General features: G+C 70.8%; 15 protein-coding genes. 7 read left to right on the forward strand and 8 right to left on the reverse strand.

The genetic code is table 11. The features are described from left to right. Positions 1–25 precede the first annotated feature (25 nt). From eccB to ATL45_RS35120, 6 genes are all read left to right on the forward strand, one after another. A complete protein-coding gene (gene eccB / locus ATL45_RS35095) occupies positions 26–1,357 on the forward strand; it encodes a type VII secretion protein EccB (protein WP_093147018.1) in 1,332 nt (443 codons plus the stop codon). Continuing rightward, the gene (locus ATL45_RS35100; protein WP_093147019.1) at positions 1,357–3,588 is read left to right on the forward strand and encodes a sensor histidine kinase; all 2,232 of its coding nucleotides are present in this window, start codon (positions 1,357–1,359) and stop codon (positions 3,586–3,588) included. The genes eccB and ATL45_RS35100 overlap by 1 nt, the downstream gene beginning before the upstream one ends. Next, entirely contained in the window at positions 3,585–4,226 is a 642-nt protein-coding gene (locus ATL45_RS35105; RefSeq protein ID WP_374703868.1) for a DNA-binding response regulator, read from the forward strand. The genes ATL45_RS35100 and ATL45_RS35105 overlap by 4 nt, the downstream gene beginning before the upstream one ends. 127 nt (positions 4,227–4,353) lie before the next feature. Continuing rightward, a complete protein-coding gene (locus ATL45_RS35110; protein ID WP_093147020.1) occupies positions 4,354–5,016 on the forward strand; it encodes a response regulator in 663 nt (220 codons plus the stop codon). Positions 5,017–5,035: 19 nt separating this feature from the next. Beyond that, positions 5,036–5,692, forward strand: coding sequence for a sensor histidine kinase (locus ATL45_RS35115; protein ID WP_246025901.1), 657 nt, complete (start codon positions 5,036–5,038; stop codon positions 5,690–5,692). Continuing rightward, the gene (locus ATL45_RS35120) at positions 5,689–6,825 is read left to right on the forward strand and encodes a S8 family serine peptidase (RefSeq protein ID WP_246025730.1); all 1,137 of its coding nucleotides are present in this window, start codon (positions 5,689–5,691) and stop codon (positions 6,823–6,825) included. Before ATL45_RS35115 ends, ATL45_RS35120 begins: the two co-directional genes overlap by 4 nt. Here ATL45_RS35120 and ATL45_RS35125 read toward each other — a convergent pair whose 3' ends face one another. The 8 genes from ATL45_RS35125 to eccCa all read right to left on the reverse strand — a co-directional run bounded on the left by ATL45_RS35125 (position 6,826) and on the right by eccCa (position 16,275). Further along, the gene (locus ATL45_RS35125; RefSeq protein WP_143121560.1) at positions 6,826–7,344 is read right to left on the reverse strand and encodes a hypothetical protein; all 519 of its coding nucleotides are present in this window, start codon (positions 7,342–7,344) and stop codon (positions 6,826–6,828) included. Positions 7,345–7,456: 112 nt separating this feature from the next. Next, positions 7,457–8,674, reverse strand: a complete 1,218-nt coding sequence (locus ATL45_RS35130; RefSeq protein ID WP_093147023.1) for an alpha/beta hydrolase — start codon at positions 8,672–8,674, stop codon at positions 7,457–7,459. A 21-nt stretch (positions 8,675–8,695) separates the two neighbouring features. Continuing rightward, positions 8,696–9,430 carry a transglycosylase SLT domain-containing protein gene (locus ATL45_RS35135; protein ID WP_093147024.1) on the reverse strand — a complete coding sequence of 245 codons (735 nt, stop codon included), beginning with the start codon at positions 9,428–9,430 and terminating at the stop codon, positions 8,696–8,698. 13 nt (positions 9,431–9,443) lie between these two features. Then, entirely contained in the window at positions 9,444–10,643 is a 1,200-nt protein-coding gene (locus ATL45_RS35140; RefSeq protein WP_439332506.1) for a WXG100 family type VII secretion target, read from the reverse strand. A gap of 5 nt (positions 10,644–10,648) precedes the next feature. Beyond that, on the reverse strand, positions 10,649–10,999 hold the full coding sequence (locus ATL45_RS35145) for a hypothetical protein (RefSeq protein ID WP_093147027.1): 351 nt from the start codon (positions 10,997–10,999) through the stop codon (positions 10,649–10,651). Positions 11,000–11,544: 545 nt separating this feature from the next. Beyond that, positions 11,545–11,865, reverse strand: a complete 321-nt coding sequence (locus ATL45_RS35150; protein ID WP_093147028.1) for a hypothetical protein — start codon at positions 11,863–11,865, stop codon at positions 11,545–11,547. Positions 11,866–11,881: 16 nt separating this feature from the next. After that, positions 11,882–12,241 (reverse strand): WXG100 family type VII secretion target, encoded by a 360-nt coding sequence (locus tag ATL45_RS35155; protein ID WP_093147030.1) that lies wholly within the window; start codon positions 12,239–12,241, stop codon positions 11,882–11,884. Between the two features lie 47 nt (positions 12,242–12,288). Next, complete coding sequence (eccCa, locus tag ATL45_RS35160) at positions 12,289–16,275, reverse strand: type VII secretion protein EccCa (protein WP_093147032.1); 3,987 nt, start codon at positions 16,273–16,275, stop codon at positions 12,289–12,291. A gap of 129 nt (positions 16,276–16,404) precedes the next feature. Between eccCa and ATL45_RS35165 the strand changes: the two genes are divergently transcribed. Continuing rightward, positions 16,405–16,995: a WXG100 family type VII secretion target gene (locus ATL45_RS35165; RefSeq protein WP_093147034.1), complete on the forward strand. Its 591-nt coding sequence runs from the start codon at positions 16,405–16,407 to the stop codon at positions 16,993–16,995. The last annotated feature ends 12 nt before the right edge of the window (positions 16,996–17,007 follow it).

The following is a 17,007-nucleotide window of genomic DNA, read 5'->3' on the forward strand; positions in this document are numbered from 1 at the left end:
AGATGCTCTGTACGGGGGTCACGAGGTGTGGACACAGCGAGATCAGATCCAGGCCTACCGGTTCTTGCGACGTCGGCTGGTCTCCGCGCTCGTTTCCGCCGACGCCAACCACCCGGTGGCGCCGGCCAAACGCGTCGTGCTCGGCACCGCGCTCGGGCTGGCGGTCGCGCTCCTGGTGTCCGCGGTGTTCGGTGTCATCGGCCTGCTCGCCCCGACGCGCGCGGAGGCCTGGCGGCAAGGCGGCCAGGTGATCATCGAGAAGGAGACCGGAACCAGGTTCGTCCTGGGTGAGGACGGCCTGCTGCACCCGGTGCTCAACTACGCCTCCGCGCGGTTGCTCGCCGGAGGTGACGGCGCCAAGACCGTCACCGTGCCCGCGAAGTCGCTGTCCGGTGCTCCCCGGGGTGCGGCCGTCGGCATCGCCGGTGCACCCGATTCGCTGCCGCGCCCGGAGCGCCTGCTCAACGGCTCGTGGACCACGTGCACCCGGGTCGACCGGCACGGCGACGCACCGATCACCACCATCCTCTTAGGACCGAAGGCCGGTGGCACCGAGAGCCGGGCGCTGCTCGCACGACTCCCCTCCGGAGAACGGTTCCTGGTGACCGGAGGACAGCGCCACCGCCTGGACGGTGAGCGCGCCCTGGTCGCCCTCGGGTACGCCGGAGCTCAAGACGTCCTGGTGACGCAGGCCTGGCTGAACGCACTCCCGGCCGGACGGGATCTGAGCCCCATCGAGGTGCCCGGAGCAGGCGCGCCCGGTGTCCAGGTGGGTTCAGAGCCCCGCTTGGTCGGGCAGGTCCTGGTGTCCGAGGTCGGCGAGTACTACCTGGTCCAGCGCGATGGCCTGGCCGTGATCACCGAGACCGAGGCGGATCTGGTGCTCGGAGCAGCGGGCACCGCCGCCGCCTACCCTGGCGAGCGCCCCCACCGGATCGAGGTCGCCACGGCCGACATCGGGGGCGTCCCGCGATCCCCGAACCGCGAGGACGGATACCCGGCACAGCGCCCGGAACCAGTGGCGCCCGGCCGAACGGCCACGGTCTGCACCTCCGACGGGCACGTCACGTTCGGCTGGGAGTTGCCGTCGCGCCGGATCCCGGTGGCCGCGCCGACCCCGGAGACCGCCAACGAGGTCTACGTCCCCGGTGGATCCGGCGCGATCGTCACCGACGCCGCGGCGCTCTACCTCATCACCGACACCGGCCTGAAGTACCCGATCCCGGGCGACGAGGCGGTCTCCGCGCTCGGCTACGGCGATCTGCCGCGGCACAGCGCACCCGCCTCCGTGCTCGCACTGTTCCCGACCGGCACGGCCCTCGATCCTGGCCGGGCCCGGCAGGTGATCGCGGGCTGATGGGGTCGGCCGAACGCGGGCTCGTCCACCTGGGACTGCACTACGCGGTGTGGGTGCGGGCGGTCGTGGTGGCCATGGCGAGCCTGGCCTCGCTCGTCATGGAGACCGAGCTGTCTCCTGGATTGGCCGTCCTCATCGTCGTCGCGCTCAACGCCTGGAACGTCACCTACGCGATCTGCATGACCCGGATCGGTGGGCGCTGGCCGGTGGCCGTGGACGTGCTGGTGGTGTGCGCGATCTGCATCACGCAGACCTGGACGACGCCGATCGACTCCGGCCCGGAGGGCACCACCTGGGTTCGGGTGTCAGCCGCGGTCATCCTCGTCGCCTACCCCTGGCACATCGGGGTGCGGGCGCTGGCGGCGGCGATCCCGCTGATCACCGCCGCGCACCTGGTCGGCACCGCGCTGGCCATGCCCGACCACTGGCTGACCGCGGCGCCGATCCACCTGTGGATGCTCATGGAGGCCACCCTCTCCGGATGGCTGTACCTGCTGGTGCGGCGCAGCGCCCAGACCGCTGATCAGCACGTCGCCCGCGGTGAGCGGCTTCGCCGCCAGGCCGCGGTCGCCGAGGCGCGCCGGACTGATGAGAGCGAGCACTTGGCGGCGCTGCACGACACCGCCTCGGCCACGTTGTTGATGGTGGGCGCCGGCGTGGTGCACGAGAAGCAGGCCTGGCTCGCCGAGCAGTCCAGCCGCGATCTTGAGGTGATCCGCGGCCGCTCCGTGGTCTCCGGCGGCGATGTCGATCTGGTGGGCATGCTGCGCGACACCGTCGCCAGGACCCCGTTGACAGTTCACGTGACCGCTCCCGGCGAACTGGTGGTGCCGACAGTCGAGGCTGCTGCTCTGTGCCACGGGACGCGCGAGGCGTTGACCAACGTCGTGCGGCACGCCGGGACCGACAGCGCTGAGGTGATCGTCTCCCGTGATGGTGACGACGTCGTCGTCGAAGTCGTCGATGACGGGCTCGGATTCGACCCGGATCGCATCTCTTGCCACCGCTACGGCGTGACGCGTTCGCTGGTCGAGCGCATGCGCCGCACCGGTGGCAGCGCAGAGGTGACCAGCAGCCCCGGCTGCGGGACCCGGGTGCGGATGGCTTGCCCGCTGGGCGCGCCGGAGGATCTCGGCGGCGACGCCGAGAACATCGCGGCCCGCTTCCTGCGCGGGCTGCAGTGGGCGGCGGTGGTGATGAACCTCGTCATCCTGTTCCTGCTGGACCTGCCGAAGCTGCTGACCCACCCCGAGGCCTACCGGCCGATGGCAGCCCAGTTCGCCGCTTGGGGCGGGTTCGTGGTGCTGACCCTGGTGGTGCTGGTCGCGCTGCGCCGGGGACGGTCGATCGGCCGCTGGCGCTGGCCGCTGATCGCGGTCGTCTTCGGGTTGTCCGTGCTGGGGACCGCGTCGGTGCGGCCCGAGGACCTGCTCGGTTTCGCGCACTGGTCGGAGGGCGACGCCGGCTGGACGCTGGTGCTGTTCCTGCTCGACTGCAGGCTGCTCGTCTTCGCCGCGACGCTCATCGCCCAGTACGTGGTGACCTTCGCGCAGGTCGGCCTGGCCGGTGACGCGGCGATCACGTTCGCCGATTCGGTGAACGCGACCGTGCTGATCGTCTCCTACCAGCTCTCGGTGGGCGTGATCTCGGTCGTGCTGCGCGCCCTGGCGGTGTCCTCAGCACGCGTGGCCCGGGAGGAGGAGCAATTGCGGACCTCCGAGGAAGTGGCGCGGCAGCTGCACCGGGACCGCAAGGACCGGTACGCGGACCTGGAGACGACGACGGTGCCGCTGCTGTCCGGATTGGCCTCGGGTGCCCTCGATCCCGGCGACGATTCGGTGCGGCGGCGGTGTTCGGTGGAGGCGGCCAAGATGCGGCGCCTGTTCGCCGAGGACGCCTCGGTGCCCGATCCGCTGCTGCACGAGCTGCGGGCGTGCATCGAACTGGCCGAGCGGCAGGGGCTTTCGGTGCGCTTCGCCGCGACCGGCAAACGCCCGGAGATCCCCAAGGACGTGCGCCGCAAGCTCACCGAACCCGCGGTCACCGCGCTGGCAACGGCCACCGGCACGGTGCGGTTGACGGTGGCGGGCACGGAGGATGCGGTCACGGTCAGCGTGATCGCCGAGGCGCTCGAACCCGCGCTCCCGCACTCCGACGGGGATGTGGCGACATCCGCGGTGGTCGACGGCGGCCGGGTCTGGATCGAGGCGACGTGGGAGGTACGCAGGTGATCACGGTAGTGGTGGTCGACGACCATCCCGCGGTGGTGGCGGGGGTCCGCGCGTGGTGCGGGCTGGCCGATCCGCCGATCAAGGTGCTCGATTCCGGCCCGGCGGTGTCGGTGGCGTGGCTGGAACCCGGCGCGACCGCGGACGTGGTGATCTTCGACCTGCAGCTCGACGTCACCGGCCCGGCGTACGGCGACCTCAAGCGCTTGGTGGACGCCGGGCGCCAAGTGGTGATCTACAGCATGCGGGCGGACCGGGAGACCGTGCTGACCTGCCTGGACATCGGTGCGTTCACCTACCTGACGAAGGCCGAGGGAGAGGATCACCTGGTGGCGGCGGTGCAGGCGGCGGCGGGCAACACCCCGTACCTGCCGCCGTCGTTGTCCGGTGCGTTCGGCACCGACGACCGCCCGCACCGCCCCCGGTTGTCGCCTCGGGAGGCCGAGGTGCTGCTGGAGTGGTTCCACTGCGAGTCCAAGGAGATGGTCGCGCGCCGGTTGAACCTGACCGTGCACCGCGTGAACTCCTGCTTGGAGCGGGTCCGGGTGAAGTACGCCAACGTCGGCCGGGAGGCCCCGACGAAGGCAGCGCTGGTGGCCCGCGCGATCCAGGACGGTCTGGTGCGCGCCGACGAGCTCTGACCTGTGATCGGTAGGCGCCACCGGTGCCGCAGGCTCGATCTGTCAATGGGGTACGAACAGCCACCACCGCAGGTGGCCGGACCTCGATAGCGTCGCATGCGGAAGTCCGACGGGGAGGAAGAAGCCGGTGGAGACCGAGCGGATTCGAGTCGGGGTGGTGGAGGACCACCCGCTGTACCGGGCAGCGGTGACCAGGGTGCTCGAGGAGGCCCCGGACATCGTGGTGGACGCGGTCGCGGAGTCGGTCGCGCAGTTCGCCGCGCGCAGCCGGTGGCCGGGCAGCATCGTCGTCCTGGATCTCGGGATCCCGGGGGTGCGGGGCGCCGCCGCGGTGATGGAGATGGTGCGCCGAGGGCACCCGGTGCTGGTCGTGACGGCGCAGACCGATCGTGCCGAGGTGCTCGGCGCGATGCTGGCCGGGGCCCGGGGATTCCTGGGCAAGGACGCCGATGGCGAGGAGATCCTGCACGCCGTCCGGGAGGTCGCGGCCGGGCGCAGTCACGTCGCGTCGAAGCTGGCGGACGTCGTGCTCGAAGCGGCTCCGCTCAAGCGCAGTCCGGGTGCCCGCATCGATCTCTCGCACCGCGAGGCCGAGGTCCTCGCCAGGCTCGCGGCGGGGGAACGCGACCAGGACATCGCGGTTGGTCTGCGGATCAGCATTCGCACCGTGCGGTCCTACCTGGACCGGATCCGGGACAAGACCGGCTTGCGCCGCCGCCCCGCGCTGACCGCTTATGCGATCGAGCACGGTTTCGCCACCTGCTCGGCCCCCGACCGCTTGTCGGCCTGACGTCCGGGAGATCCGCGTGATGATCCTCGTCGCTTCGCTCTGCTTGATGGTGCTGCTGGTGCTCAGCGTCCGGCTCGCGCACCGCGCTGGTTACCGGCACGGTCGCCGCTGCGAGCGGGACGTGTTGAACCGGTACCTGCACGACCGGGTTCTGCCGACGTTGGAGGCGTTCGCGCTGGGCAGCAGGTCGGATGTGAGCGCGGCTCCGGCCCGTCTCGCCGAGTTGCGCCAGGCCGCCAAGGAGCAGGCCGCGCTGATCCGCCGGGACATGGCCGCCGCTCCCGCCGCCGGCCGCGCACGGCTGGGGCCCGAGCTGGTCGCGCTGATCGAGGACCTGTCGCGCAGCAGGCTGCGCGCCGAGCTGATCCGCGCCGAGGTGGACGACACGCTGTCGGCGCCGCAGCGGACCGCGGTGCGCGATGCCGCGGGCGAGGCGCTGCGGAACACCTTGAAGCACAGCGGCACCGATCGGGCGGAAGTTCGGGTGGCGGAGCGCGATGGCGGGATCTCGGTGACCGTTCGCGACCGCGGTGCGGGGTTCGACCCGGACCGCAAGCCGGGGTTCGGCATCGCGGAGTCGATCAAGGCGCGGATGGCCGAGGTCGGCGGTTCGGCGCGGGTGGAGTCCCGTCCGGACTGGGGCACGCAGGTCACGTTGTGGGTTCCGCAGTCGTGAGGTCCGCGCTCGTGGCCGCCGTGCTGGTCAGCGGTTTCGTCGTCGCCCCGGCTGCCTCAGCGCAGTGCGCGTCCCCGGCCGGGGTGTACGCGGAATCGATGGGCTGGGCGCAGCGGCTCACCGATGCGTCGGAGACGTGGCCGCTGGCCGACGGTTCCGGGCAGCTGGTGGCGGTCGTCGGCACCGGGATCGACGCGGGCAACGCGCAGTTCGCGCCGGGCCAGGTGGTGCCGGGTTCGGATCTCGGTGACTGCGACGGCCGCGGCACGTTCGCCGCTGGCATCGTGGGTGCGCAGCAGGTTCCGGACACGGCTTTCGCCGGGATGGCACCGGGAGCCCGGCTGCTCGGGATCAGGTACACCGAGACGACCACCGGTGGAGGTGCGCCTTCTCCGAACGCGCTGGCAGGTGCGATCGGGCGCGCAGTGGACGCCGGTGCCACGGTCGTGCTGGTCGCCGTGCCCGCATCGAGCACGAGCCCGGCGTTGGAGGCGGCGGTGCGCGATGCACTGTCCCGCAACGCAGTGGTCGTCTCCCCCGCTGTGGGCGACGAACCGGAGGCCCGCTCGTACCCGGCCGATCTCCCGGGTGTGCTGGCGGTCGGCGCGCTCGACGAATCCGGTGCGGCGGTGCAGGGCGAGGCCGGCGATCACCTGTCGATCGCCGCGCCCGGTGCTGATCTGGTCGGCATTTCGGCCGGTGCGCGTGGTTTGGGGCACCGCTGGGGTGTCGATCTCCCGGCGTTCTCCGCGGCCTACGTCGCCGGTGCCGCGGCTCTGGTGCGTTCCTACCGCCCCGAGCTCGACGCGAAGCAGGTCGCCGATCGCCTGGCCAGGACCGCCAGCCGGCCACCGAACGGCTACGACACCCGTCTGGGCTGGGGTGTGCTGAACGTGCGTTCTGCGGTGACCACCGAGCTCGCCGATGACCCGTCGGCACTGGAACTTCCGCCACCTGCGCCCGAAGCACCGACGGTGCGCCCGGCCGCGGGTCCGCCACCGCTGCCCGACCATTCCCCGCTGTCGGGCTGGCTGGCCCTGCTCGGCATCGCGACGGCAGCTCTGGCGGTGGTCGCGCGGGCAACCATCCGGCTGGGCCGGGCACGCCGCTGGCGTCCCGGCTCCGACACCTGATCAGAGGGTGCGGGTCCGCCCGTAGTCGAGGGTTTCCGCCCATTCCGACGTGGGCTCCTCCTCCACCAAGGAATCGATGTAGGAGGGGACGTCCGGTGCGGGGTGCGGGCCGTCCAACCGCACGGCCAAGTCCTCATCACCTGGTGCTGCCAGTGGCGCTTCCAGGGTGGGCAGCGCGGCTGCGATGCCGGTCCAGTCGAGGGCGAGATCGGCTTCCAGCGGGTCCTGCCAGTGCTGGTTGAGCTCGTGCACGGTGATGGTGCCGGTCGGCAGCTCGACGTGGACGAACTCGGTGACGTCCAGGCCCGCGACCAGCTGTCCTTGCTGCACCGTCCAGATGTTCACGCTCTCGCCGAGCAGGAAGTCCGGGCGGGCGAGTTTGGTGCGCAGCCGGGCGTGCAGCTCGTCCTTGTCGGCGTATGGCCGGAAGTACCCGGCTGCACCGTTGACGTACATCGACTCTTCCAGCAAGTAGAAGCTACGAACCAGCCGGCCGGCTTCTTGTCGGGACGACTGCACGTTCGCGCTCCACTGCTCCGGCTACCTCGTCACCGGACGAACCTACAGTGTGGAAAGGCCGCTGAGCGACGGGGGATTATCGCTCAGCGGCCGGTTCTGGGGAGGTGCGCGCTCAGTGCAGCACCTGGGAGTTGTGGATGGATCCGTTGACCACGCTGTTGATGTCGTTCCAGGAGTCCGTGCCCGGCGCCAGGATGCTGCTGTGCGAACCCACGTCCGGCAGGAACCAGCCGTCGTTGTCGCGGCTGGAGGGCAGCGGGATCACGCCGGGGAAGTCGTCCGGGTCCGGCCCGTGGGCGCGGCCCTGCGCCCATTGGATCGGGTCACGTTCCATCGTCACCGAGTACCGGTTCTCCGGGTACGGGTTGGTCAGTTCCGTGACGCCCGAGCCCATGCCGGCCGAGGCCACGTGGACCACGTTGTCCGCCCGCATGCCCGCGGCGTCGGCCAGGCCGACGATCGCTCCGCCGTAGCTGTGCCCGATCACGGTGACCTTGGCGTCCTCGCCCAGCTGCGGCCGCAGGTCGTTGTTGACGAAGTCGGCCAGCCGCGGCGCCATCTCCTGCGACGCCCCCGCGCCGCTGGCCTGGATCAGTCCCTGCGGGAAGTCGCCGTTCATCCACAGCACCGATGCGGTGCGCCCGCTGGTGTCGGCCTGGGTGTAGCTGCCGACGGTCTCGGTGTAGCGGGCGAAGTCCTCCACCCCGGTGTTCATGCCGGGCACCAGCACCGCCACCGACCGGGTGTCGGCGTCGAGCTTGCCGACCAGCGCCACCATCCGGCCGTCCCCGTCGAAGCTGAGGATCTGGGTGTTGCTGTTGAGGATCTCGTCGTAGGCGGCGATCTTCTCCCGGAGCTGCTGGATCTCCGCCTCGCGGTTGACCGGCCCGACACTGCCCTGCAGCTTGCGCATCTCCTCCTCGGCCGCGTCGCGCGCGAGCTCGATCCGGGCCCGGCTGGCGGAGTTGCGCTCGGCGATGGAGCTGCCCGCTCCCCCGTTCAGGACCGGTACGACCAGGTCCGGGTTAAGCTTCTTGATCTCGGCGGCCTTCTGCGCGTCCCACCGGCGGACCGCGGCGTTCGACGCCTTGATCCCGTCGATCATCCCGCTCAGGCGGCCGGAGGACACCCGCAGGTTCTCCTCGCCCGCCTGGATGTTGCCGAGGTGCCCGGCCTGGGCGTGCTGCGATCCGGGCACGTTCGCGAACGCGTTCGTGCTCAGCGTGCGCGCGGTGAGGTGGCGGCGGGCTTCTCCGAGCACCGCCACTTGGTCGGGCAGCGACTGCGCCGCCGTGTCGAGGGCGGTGTGGTTCACCGCGAACCGCGTCATGTCCTTGTCTCCTCAGAAGGTTCAGACCTGGTCGATCAGGGTCCGCTGGCCCTGCTGGGCGTGTGCGGCGCGGTCGTCGTGCTGCCGGATCATCCGCGCCGCCCAGTCCAGGTCGTCGCGGAACTTCTGGTCGGCGGCCAGCGCCCGGCGGGTGCTCTCGCAGGTGCTCGAGATGTTGGCCTGGTGCGCGCCGGCGGCCGCGGCGGAGGCCTGCACCCTGCCGAACGCGTTCTGCGACGCCGCGCCGTGGCTGAGCGCTTGTGAGGCGTTCAGCAGCGGTTTCCGGGTTCCTTCGACGAGTTTGGCCGCGGCGTCGAAGAACTTCGCGATCTCGCCCTGGAATCCGCTGCTGTTCGAGGCCTGCCGGGCGCGGACCGCACCGCCGCCGGAGGTCGCGTTGCGCGCCCGGTCCATGAACCGCCGGTACTGCCCTTCGGTGTAGGTCGACCACTGGCCCCACCCGTGCTCGCGGAAGATCGCGTAGGCGTTGCGGGCGTTGGTCGCCGGGTCCGCGTTGGCAGCCTCGTTGCGGTGCGCGCGGTCGAAGGCGTTGCCGTGGCCGGGGTTCACCGACCGGATCTGCCACAGGCCGACCGAGGGGCCGAAGGCTTCGGTCTGCAGTGACACGTCGCCGATCGCGGCCGGGTCGCCCTTGGATTCGGCGAGCGCGACGGCGACGGCGATCTGCAGGTCGTCGCCGCTGAACCCGGCGTTGGCGGCGTGCTGGGCGATCTGCTGATCGGTGAGCGCTGGCATGGTCGGATCTCCTTCAGTCGGTCGGGTCGGCGCCGAGCACCGAAGGGGTCACGACCGAGGACTCGCCCCAGACCTCCTCGGTCTCCACCAACCACGGCGGGATGCGGCGCGCCCCGGACATGTCCTGCGCCCCCGGGGCGAACGGCATCATCGGCATCATCGGCATGTGCCCGACGCCTGCGCCTGCCGCGTTCGCCGCTCCCGCCGCCGCCCCCAGCACGCCCGCGGTTCCCATCGCGCTGGTGGCCGAGGCAGCCCCTCCCAGACCTGCCGCGGCGACCGGTGCGGCCGCACCGGCGCTCGGGCCACCGAGCGACATCCCTCCCGAGCCGGGCATGCTGATGGGTTTGACGGGCTTGCTGTTCTCCTCTTCCTCGGGGTTCTTCGGTTTGCCCCAGTCGGGCACCTTCGGGGGCCGGAACGTCCCGAGCCGTCCCATCCCGGCGGCCGAGGCCGCGGCGAGTCCGGCGGTGAACATGTTGCCGAACAGCGGTGTCGAGGGCTGTTTCCCGGGCGGATCCGGCACCAGCGGCGCCTGCTCGCCGGGTTGGCCGGCGTCCTCGCCGCCGCCTCCGTGGCCGGGCTCGGCATCGCCGTCCGAGCCGTTCTCCGGCGTCGGGACTCCCGGAACCGACGCGTGGGTGGCCAGCGGCATGCTCTGATCGGCTGCCCGGTAGCGCGCGCCGAGCTCGGTCATGACCTCGATCGCCTTGCCGTGCGCCGCGTCCGCGGCCGCGCTCGCCTGCTGGTGCTCCTGCACCGCTTGCACCGCGGTGGCCTGGCGCTGGCGCAGCTGGGACACCATCGCGGGCGAGGCGTCGGCGGGCACCTGCAGCGAGGCGGTCGCCCACTGCTTGGTCTCGGCGGGCAGTTCGGCCACCTCGACCGCGGGCGGCATCTCGGCGCGCGCCTTGGCCAGCGCGTCCGCCGAGTCGTGCACCCGGTCGCGGATGGCGAACGCCGAGTCGGCGATGCGGCGCAGCCCGCCGGCCAGGTCCTTGATCATGACCCGGTACTGCTCGGAGGCGCCGCCCTGCCACTGTTCCTGGAACTTCGCCAGCTTGGCCTCCAGGTTGCCCGCCTGCTCGTGCAGCGCGGCCCCCACGCTGTCCCAGGAGTCAGCCGCCGGTCGCACCGAGGCGTCGTCGCCGGACTGCAGCATCGCGACGAGCTGCTGGTGGCTGTAGGCGGAGAAGTTCGTCGGTTCCCGCATCTGCTTCACGCCCTCCTGAAGTCGACCGACTGCACGGCCGAGCCGAGGCCGGACAGCGACGAGGTGACCTGGTCGTCGTGCTGTTCGTAGGCGTTCATCACGGTGCCGGTGATCTTCTCCGCGAAGTCGATGGCCTCCCGGGCGCGCCCGACCAGGCTGCGCATCTCCGCCACGGCGAGGAAGTGGTTCTCCCACAGCGATCCGGCCTCGTTGAACGCCCCGAGCCGGAGTTCCCGCTCGGTGAGCGATTCGAGATGCCCGTTCGGCCGGTCGATCCCGGTCAGCTGGGTGGTGAGCTCAGCGGCGAACTCCACCAACGACTGCAGATGAATCGCGAACGATCCATTGCTGGACATGACAACCCTTCCCGCGGTGTTGAAGGCGACCAACTCGGGCGGTACCACCGAAAACCCGTAGTACCACGGCTAATCCGCTCGCAGACCACAGCGGACCGATCTGGTGAAGCGGGGCGTTCGTGAGTGGTTCGGGGTGCTACAACGCCCCGAACCACTCACGGACGACGGTCTGCAGAACCAGTCCCACCACCAAAGCCCAGGCAACGAGGCGCGGACGCGAACCGGGCAAGGCGGGAACCGGCAGCCGCAAGGCAAGCCGAAGTGACGAGGCACGTCGTCAGAACAGCCATCATCGGGCAAGCGGCGAAGCCGCTTTCGGCGGTGAACAGCAACTGCGACGCACGACCGGCACCGAGTGCAAGGTGTCGCATGCGCCGCAGGCGCATAGCCCACCCTCCCAACCGGCACCGCCGCGGGTTCTCAGAGGCTTTCTCGCGAGGACAGCCCGGACGCCGCGTACACGTCTGTACTCAAGTCCGGGATCCCGGAGTCGAGAAAGCCTCTGAGGTTCCGCTACCCGCACCGCCACGCAAGACGAGTGCAGCTCAGTGAAACTTCGCCGCCAACGAATTGTCGAGGGCTGCTCCGTCCATCGCCGAGCGGCTTAGCAGCGAACCCAGGTTGTTGATGATCTGGGTCATCTCACCGAGGGCGCTGCGGAGGTTGGCTTCGGCGGTGCGGGCGTCGGCGCCGGACTGGCTGCCCGACTGGTACCAGGTTTCGCGCACCGGGCCCAGCGCGGTGTCCAGTTCGCCGAGCGCGGTGCTGATCGAACCGGAGTAGCGGACCAGCGTGCTGCCCGCGTTGTCGACCGCGCCGAAGTTCATCGCGACGGTGTCGCTGGAGGGTCCACCCACGTAGCTCATGCTCGCTCCCCTGTGCTCAGCCGTTGAGGCCGGCGATGATGCCGCCGCCCGAGTGCAGGGCGGCTGTGGTCTGGTTGATCTGGGTGCTCTGCTGCTCGGAGAAGCCGGCGTGCTGGTTCATGACCTCGTTGAACTTCGTCGCGATGACGGTGAGCTCGTTCTGCGCGCGCTGGATCTTGTCGTTGAGCAGCATCTTGTTCTGGTCGAAGGCCAGCCGCGCCGAGCCGTTGAAGTTCTGCGTCGCGCCGACCAGACCCTCCACCTCGGCGTTGAGCTTGGCCATCATCTCGCGGATCCGCGTCGCCGTGTCGTCGAAGTCGCTGGACGCCTTGCTCATGACCGCCCGGTCGACGACGACACCCTGGGGTGTGCTCATGTTTTCGCCTCCTTTCGCTTGTGACACTAGGGATGTTCGCGGTGCCGTCACACGGCAGAACTGACGTCGTCGGCGACGGCACTTGTGCCCGCACCGAACGGAGTCCAGGCCACCTGGACCAGTTCGTTCGCGGCGCGGCGGCGCACCAGCACGCCGCGGCCCGGTGGCTGCTTGCCCGGACGGACGTCGCCGAGCAACGCGCCTTCGTCGCGGCTGCCCGACATCACCAGTCCTGGTGAGCCCAGTTCCCGGATCCGCTGGACCACTGGGTCGAACATGGCTCGTGCCGCGCCGCCGCTGCCGCGGGCCAGCACCAGGTGCAGGCCGATGTCGCGGGCGTGCGGCAGCAGGTCGAGCAGCGGCAGCAGCGGGTGGGTGACCTTGCCGGGTGAGGCGACGAGTTCGTAGTCGTCGACGAGCAGGAACAGTTCGCGGCCCTGCCACCAGTCGCGGCGGCGCAGCTGTTCGGGGGTGATGTCCGGGCCGGGCAGTCGTTCCCGCATGGCCTGGGCGACTTGGGCGACGGCGTCGTCGAGCGCCGGTTCGGATCCGGCGTAGCCGAGCAGGTGTTCTTCGCCGATGGCGCCGAGCAGGCCGCGCCGGTAGTCCACGGCGATGATCCGGGCCTCTTCGGGGGTGTACTGGCGGGTGATGCCGTGCGCGATGCTGCGCAGCAGAGCGGTCTTGCCGCTCTCCACGTCGGCGAACGCGATGAAGTGCGGTTCGGTGGCGAAGTCCAGGTGCACCGGTTGCAGGTCGGATTCGGCCAGTCCCAGCGGGATGGCGCGCCCGGCGGGCAGCGGCAGTTCGTCAGCAGCGACCTTGCGCGGCAACAGCCGCACGCGCGGCGCCGGGGCACCCGGCCAGGCCTGGCAGACCCTGGCGACCAGTTCCGAGGTGCCCGCGGCCAGCGTTTCCGGGCGTTGGTCGCCGTCGGCCCGGGGCAGCGCCGTGAGCATGTGGAGCTTGTCCACCGTCAGTCCCCTGCCCGGTGCAGCGGCGGGGACGTTCTGCGCGGCGCGGCGGTCGATCATCGAGTCGCTCGGGTCACCGAGGCGCAGTTCGACGCGGGTGCCCATGCTGTCGCGCAGCGGGGTCGGCAGGTTCAGCCACCAGGTGGTGGAGATGATCACGTGGATGCCGAAGCCGAGCCCGCGGGTGGCCAGCCGGACCAGCGGGTCTTCCAGCGAGGAGAACTCCTGGCGCACCGTCGCCCAGTCGTCGACGACGACGAACACGTCGCCGAATTCGCGTCCCGCGCCGCCGCTTTCGGTGAACTCGGCGCGCCGCTGGCGGAAGGTCTGGATGGAGTCGATGCCGTGCTCGGCGAAGAACGCCTCCCGCTGGTCCAGCAGCGTGGTGGCCTCGGCGACGATGCGCCGGCAGCGCTCCTCGTCGCGGCGCGCGGCGTGGCCGCTGACGTGCGGCAGCCCGGCGACGGCGGCCAGCGCGCCGCCGCCCATGTCCAGCAGGAAGAACTGCACTTCCGCCGGGGTGTGGGTGAGGGCGAGCGAGGCGATGGTGCTGCGCAGGAAGGTGCTCTTGCCGCTCTGCGGTGCGCCGATCAGCAGGGCGTTGCCCGCGGCGCCGGAGAAGTCCAGCCACAGCTGGTCCCGGCGCTGCTCGAACGGTTTGTCCACGGTGGCCACCGGGACGGCCAGTCCGCCGTTGCCGCTCCAGCCGACCGGGCACAGTCCTCGCTCCGGGTCGAGCCCGAGGGCCGGGAGCAGCTGGTCGAGGGTCGGCGGTTCGTCCAGGGGCGGCAGCCAGATCCGGTGCGCGTCCGGCCCCCGCCCCACCAGGCGGTCGACCATCGCGCTCATGATGGTTTCGCCGGTGTTCTCCTCCGGTTCGGCCTCGGGCAGCTGCGCGGGCCACACCACGGGCGGTGCCGGGTCTTCCGCGCGGTCCAGTCCGAAGGGGATGACCTGCCTGCCCGGTGCGGATTCCGGCACCGCACCTGCTGCGGAGCGGGCCGGGAGCTCGCCGGAGACGTAGGCGGCTTTGAGTCGTTGCAAGGTGTCCGTGTCGCTCTTAAGGTAGGCCGAGCCGGGCACCGCCGGCAGGTGGTAGGCGTCCGGGACGCCGAGCACCGTGCGGCTTTCCGACGCGGAGAAGGTGCGCAACCCGATCCGGTAGGACAGGTGCGCGTCCAGTCCGCGCAGGCGTCCTTCCTCCAGCCGCTGGGAGGCCAGCAGCAGGTGCACCGACAGGCTGCGCCCGAGTCGGCCGATCATCACGAACAGGTCGATGAACTCCGGTCGGCTGGAGAGCAGTTCGCTGAACTCGTCGATGATCACCAGCAGTGCGGGCAGCGGTGCGAGGTCGGCCCCGGCTTCGCGGGCCTGCTCGTAGTCGCGCACCGAGGCGTAGTTGCCCGCGGTGCGCAGCAGTTCCTGGCGGCGGACCAGTTCGCCGTGGATCGCATCGGCCATCCGGTCGACCAGCGCGAGGTCGTCGGAGAGGTTGGTGATCACCGCGCAGGTGTGCGGGAGTTCGCTCATGCCGGCGAAGGTCGCGCCGCCCTTGAAGTCGATCAGCGCGAGGTTCAGCGCTTCCGAGGAGTGCGTCACGGCCAGGCCGGTGACCAGCGTGCGGAGGAGTTCGCTCTTGCCGGAGCCGGTCGCGCCGATCACCAGTCCGTGCGGGCCCATGCCGCCTTCCGCGGATTCCTTCAGGTCGATCTCGACCGGCAGCCCGTCGGGGTCCAGGCCGAGGGGGACGCGCAGCCGCTCGCGGGCGCTGCGGGGTCGCCAGGTCACCGCCGGGTCGGTGTCGCGGGGGTCGCCGAGGCCGAGCAGGTCGGCCAGGCCGAACGTGGTGGACATCGGGGTTTCGGCGGCGGCCGAGCCGGGTGTGTGCCACGGTGCCATCGTCCGGGCCAGCGCTTCGGCGGAGGTGGTGCTCAGCTGGTCCGGTTCGCCGACGTAGCGGAACCCGACCTCCTCGTCGCTGCCGACGAGCATGCCCATCAGCCCGTCGGAGACGTGCAGGAACAGCGCGTTCGGGCGGACCGCGTCGGGTGGCAGCTCGGTCAGTTCGAGCACGGTGGTGCCGTGCCGCTCGGCTTCCTGCGGGACGGGGCTGCCGTCGGAGATCACCAGCAGGTGCGGGCGTTCGGCGTCGGGTTTCGCGTTCTTGGTGAACGCCGGGCGTTCGGTGAAGTCGGGTCCCAGCAGTTCGACGAGCGCCGCGATGTCACCGGCCGCCAGCCGGACCGGCCCGGCGGCGTCGGATTCGGACTCGTCCTGGGCGTGCGGCAACCACTTCGCCCAGTCCCAGTCCGCGCGGTTGCGCTCCGCCACGCACAGCGCCACGCGCAGGTCGGCCGGCGAGTGGAAGGTGACCGCTTGGCCGATCACGGCCCGGGCCAGCTCGGCGACCTCGTCGCGGGCTCCGCTGATGGTGATGCGGGCGTAGCCGCGCAGCGCGATGGCCACCGGCAGGTCGGGCACCGTCGAGTAGGTGCGGATGAAGTGCCGCAGCGAGGTGGAGGCGACCGGGTCGAGGTCTTCCAGCGGCGCGGTCTGCGGCGCGCGCAGCGGGGTGGCCAGCTGCTGGGGGCCGAGTCCGATGCGGACCTGGCCGAAGTGCGCGTCGGTCCGGCGCCGCTCCCAGCGCCGCTGGGTGGGCACGATGGTCCACAGGTCTTCGGGTTCGGGCTGGGTGAACAGCAGCGCGGCGCGCTGGGCTTCGGCGGTTTCGCGCACCTGCTTGCGCAGTCCGGCGAGGTAGCGCTGGTAGTCCCGGCGCTCCTCGTTGATCTTGGCCTTGGCCGACTGCCTGCCGCCCGCCACCGACATGGTGATCATGCCGATCATCACGACGACGAACAGGCCGCCGAAGATGTAGGTCATCGGGCCGCCGGATCGTCCGATGTAGACGAACGACATGGCGCCCATGCCGAGCATCATCGGCACCATGAACATCATCTGCATCCAGGACTGGCTGCCGCCGCCCTTGGCCACGCCGGGCGGGGCCTGCAGCACGATCTGCTCGGGCGCGCGGTCGCGCAGCGCCGGTTGGGTCCGCATCGAGTACTTCCGCCTCCACTTCGGGGTACTCCTGAAGTGTCGTCACCGCGGCATCCGCGCAGGTGGGTACTTTTGCCGTCCAGCCGCCGATCACATCCGCCCTACGCTCGCGGAGAATGGAGGTGCGGCATGGACACCAGTCTGGTCACCGCGATCATCAGGGCAGGCCTGACGCTGCTCACCCAAGCGGTCAGCGACGTCACCGGCGACCCGGGTGAACTGCGGTCCAAGGCCAGGGATTGCGCGCAGTGCGCCCAGCAGGTGGGTGCGGCGGCGAGAGCGACGAACCAGGTCGTGACCCAGTTGGGCGAGACCTGGAACGGGCGGGGCTACGACGCGTGCCGGCAGAAGTCGGACGGCTTCGTCGACCAGTTGACCAACGTACTGAAGGTGGCGCTGGAGAAGGAGAGCCAGCGGCTCACCGCGGCATCCGACGCGCTGGTGCGGGCCCGCAGCACGGCGCAGCAGCAGAAGGCCGATTTCCTGCAGAAGGCGATGGAGATCGTGCAGCGCATGATGGACGGCATCCGGGCCGCGCAGGGCATGAGCTCGCCGTGGCGGGAGGTGGCCATCGCGCTGGCCATCATGAACGCGGTCATGCAGGCGACGCAGCTCAAGTCGCAGTCCGAGGCCTCCGCCGAGCAGAACAAGAACGCGCTCAGCCAGACCCTGACCACCCTGTTCGCCGACAGCGGCACGCCTGCCGCCGTCGCCGCCTGAACGCCGGAAGCA

The organism is Saccharopolyspora antimicrobica (genome assembly GCF_003635025.1).
Classification (GTDB): Bacteria; Actinomycetota; Actinomycetes; order Mycobacteriales; family Pseudonocardiaceae; genus Saccharopolyspora; species Saccharopolyspora antimicrobica.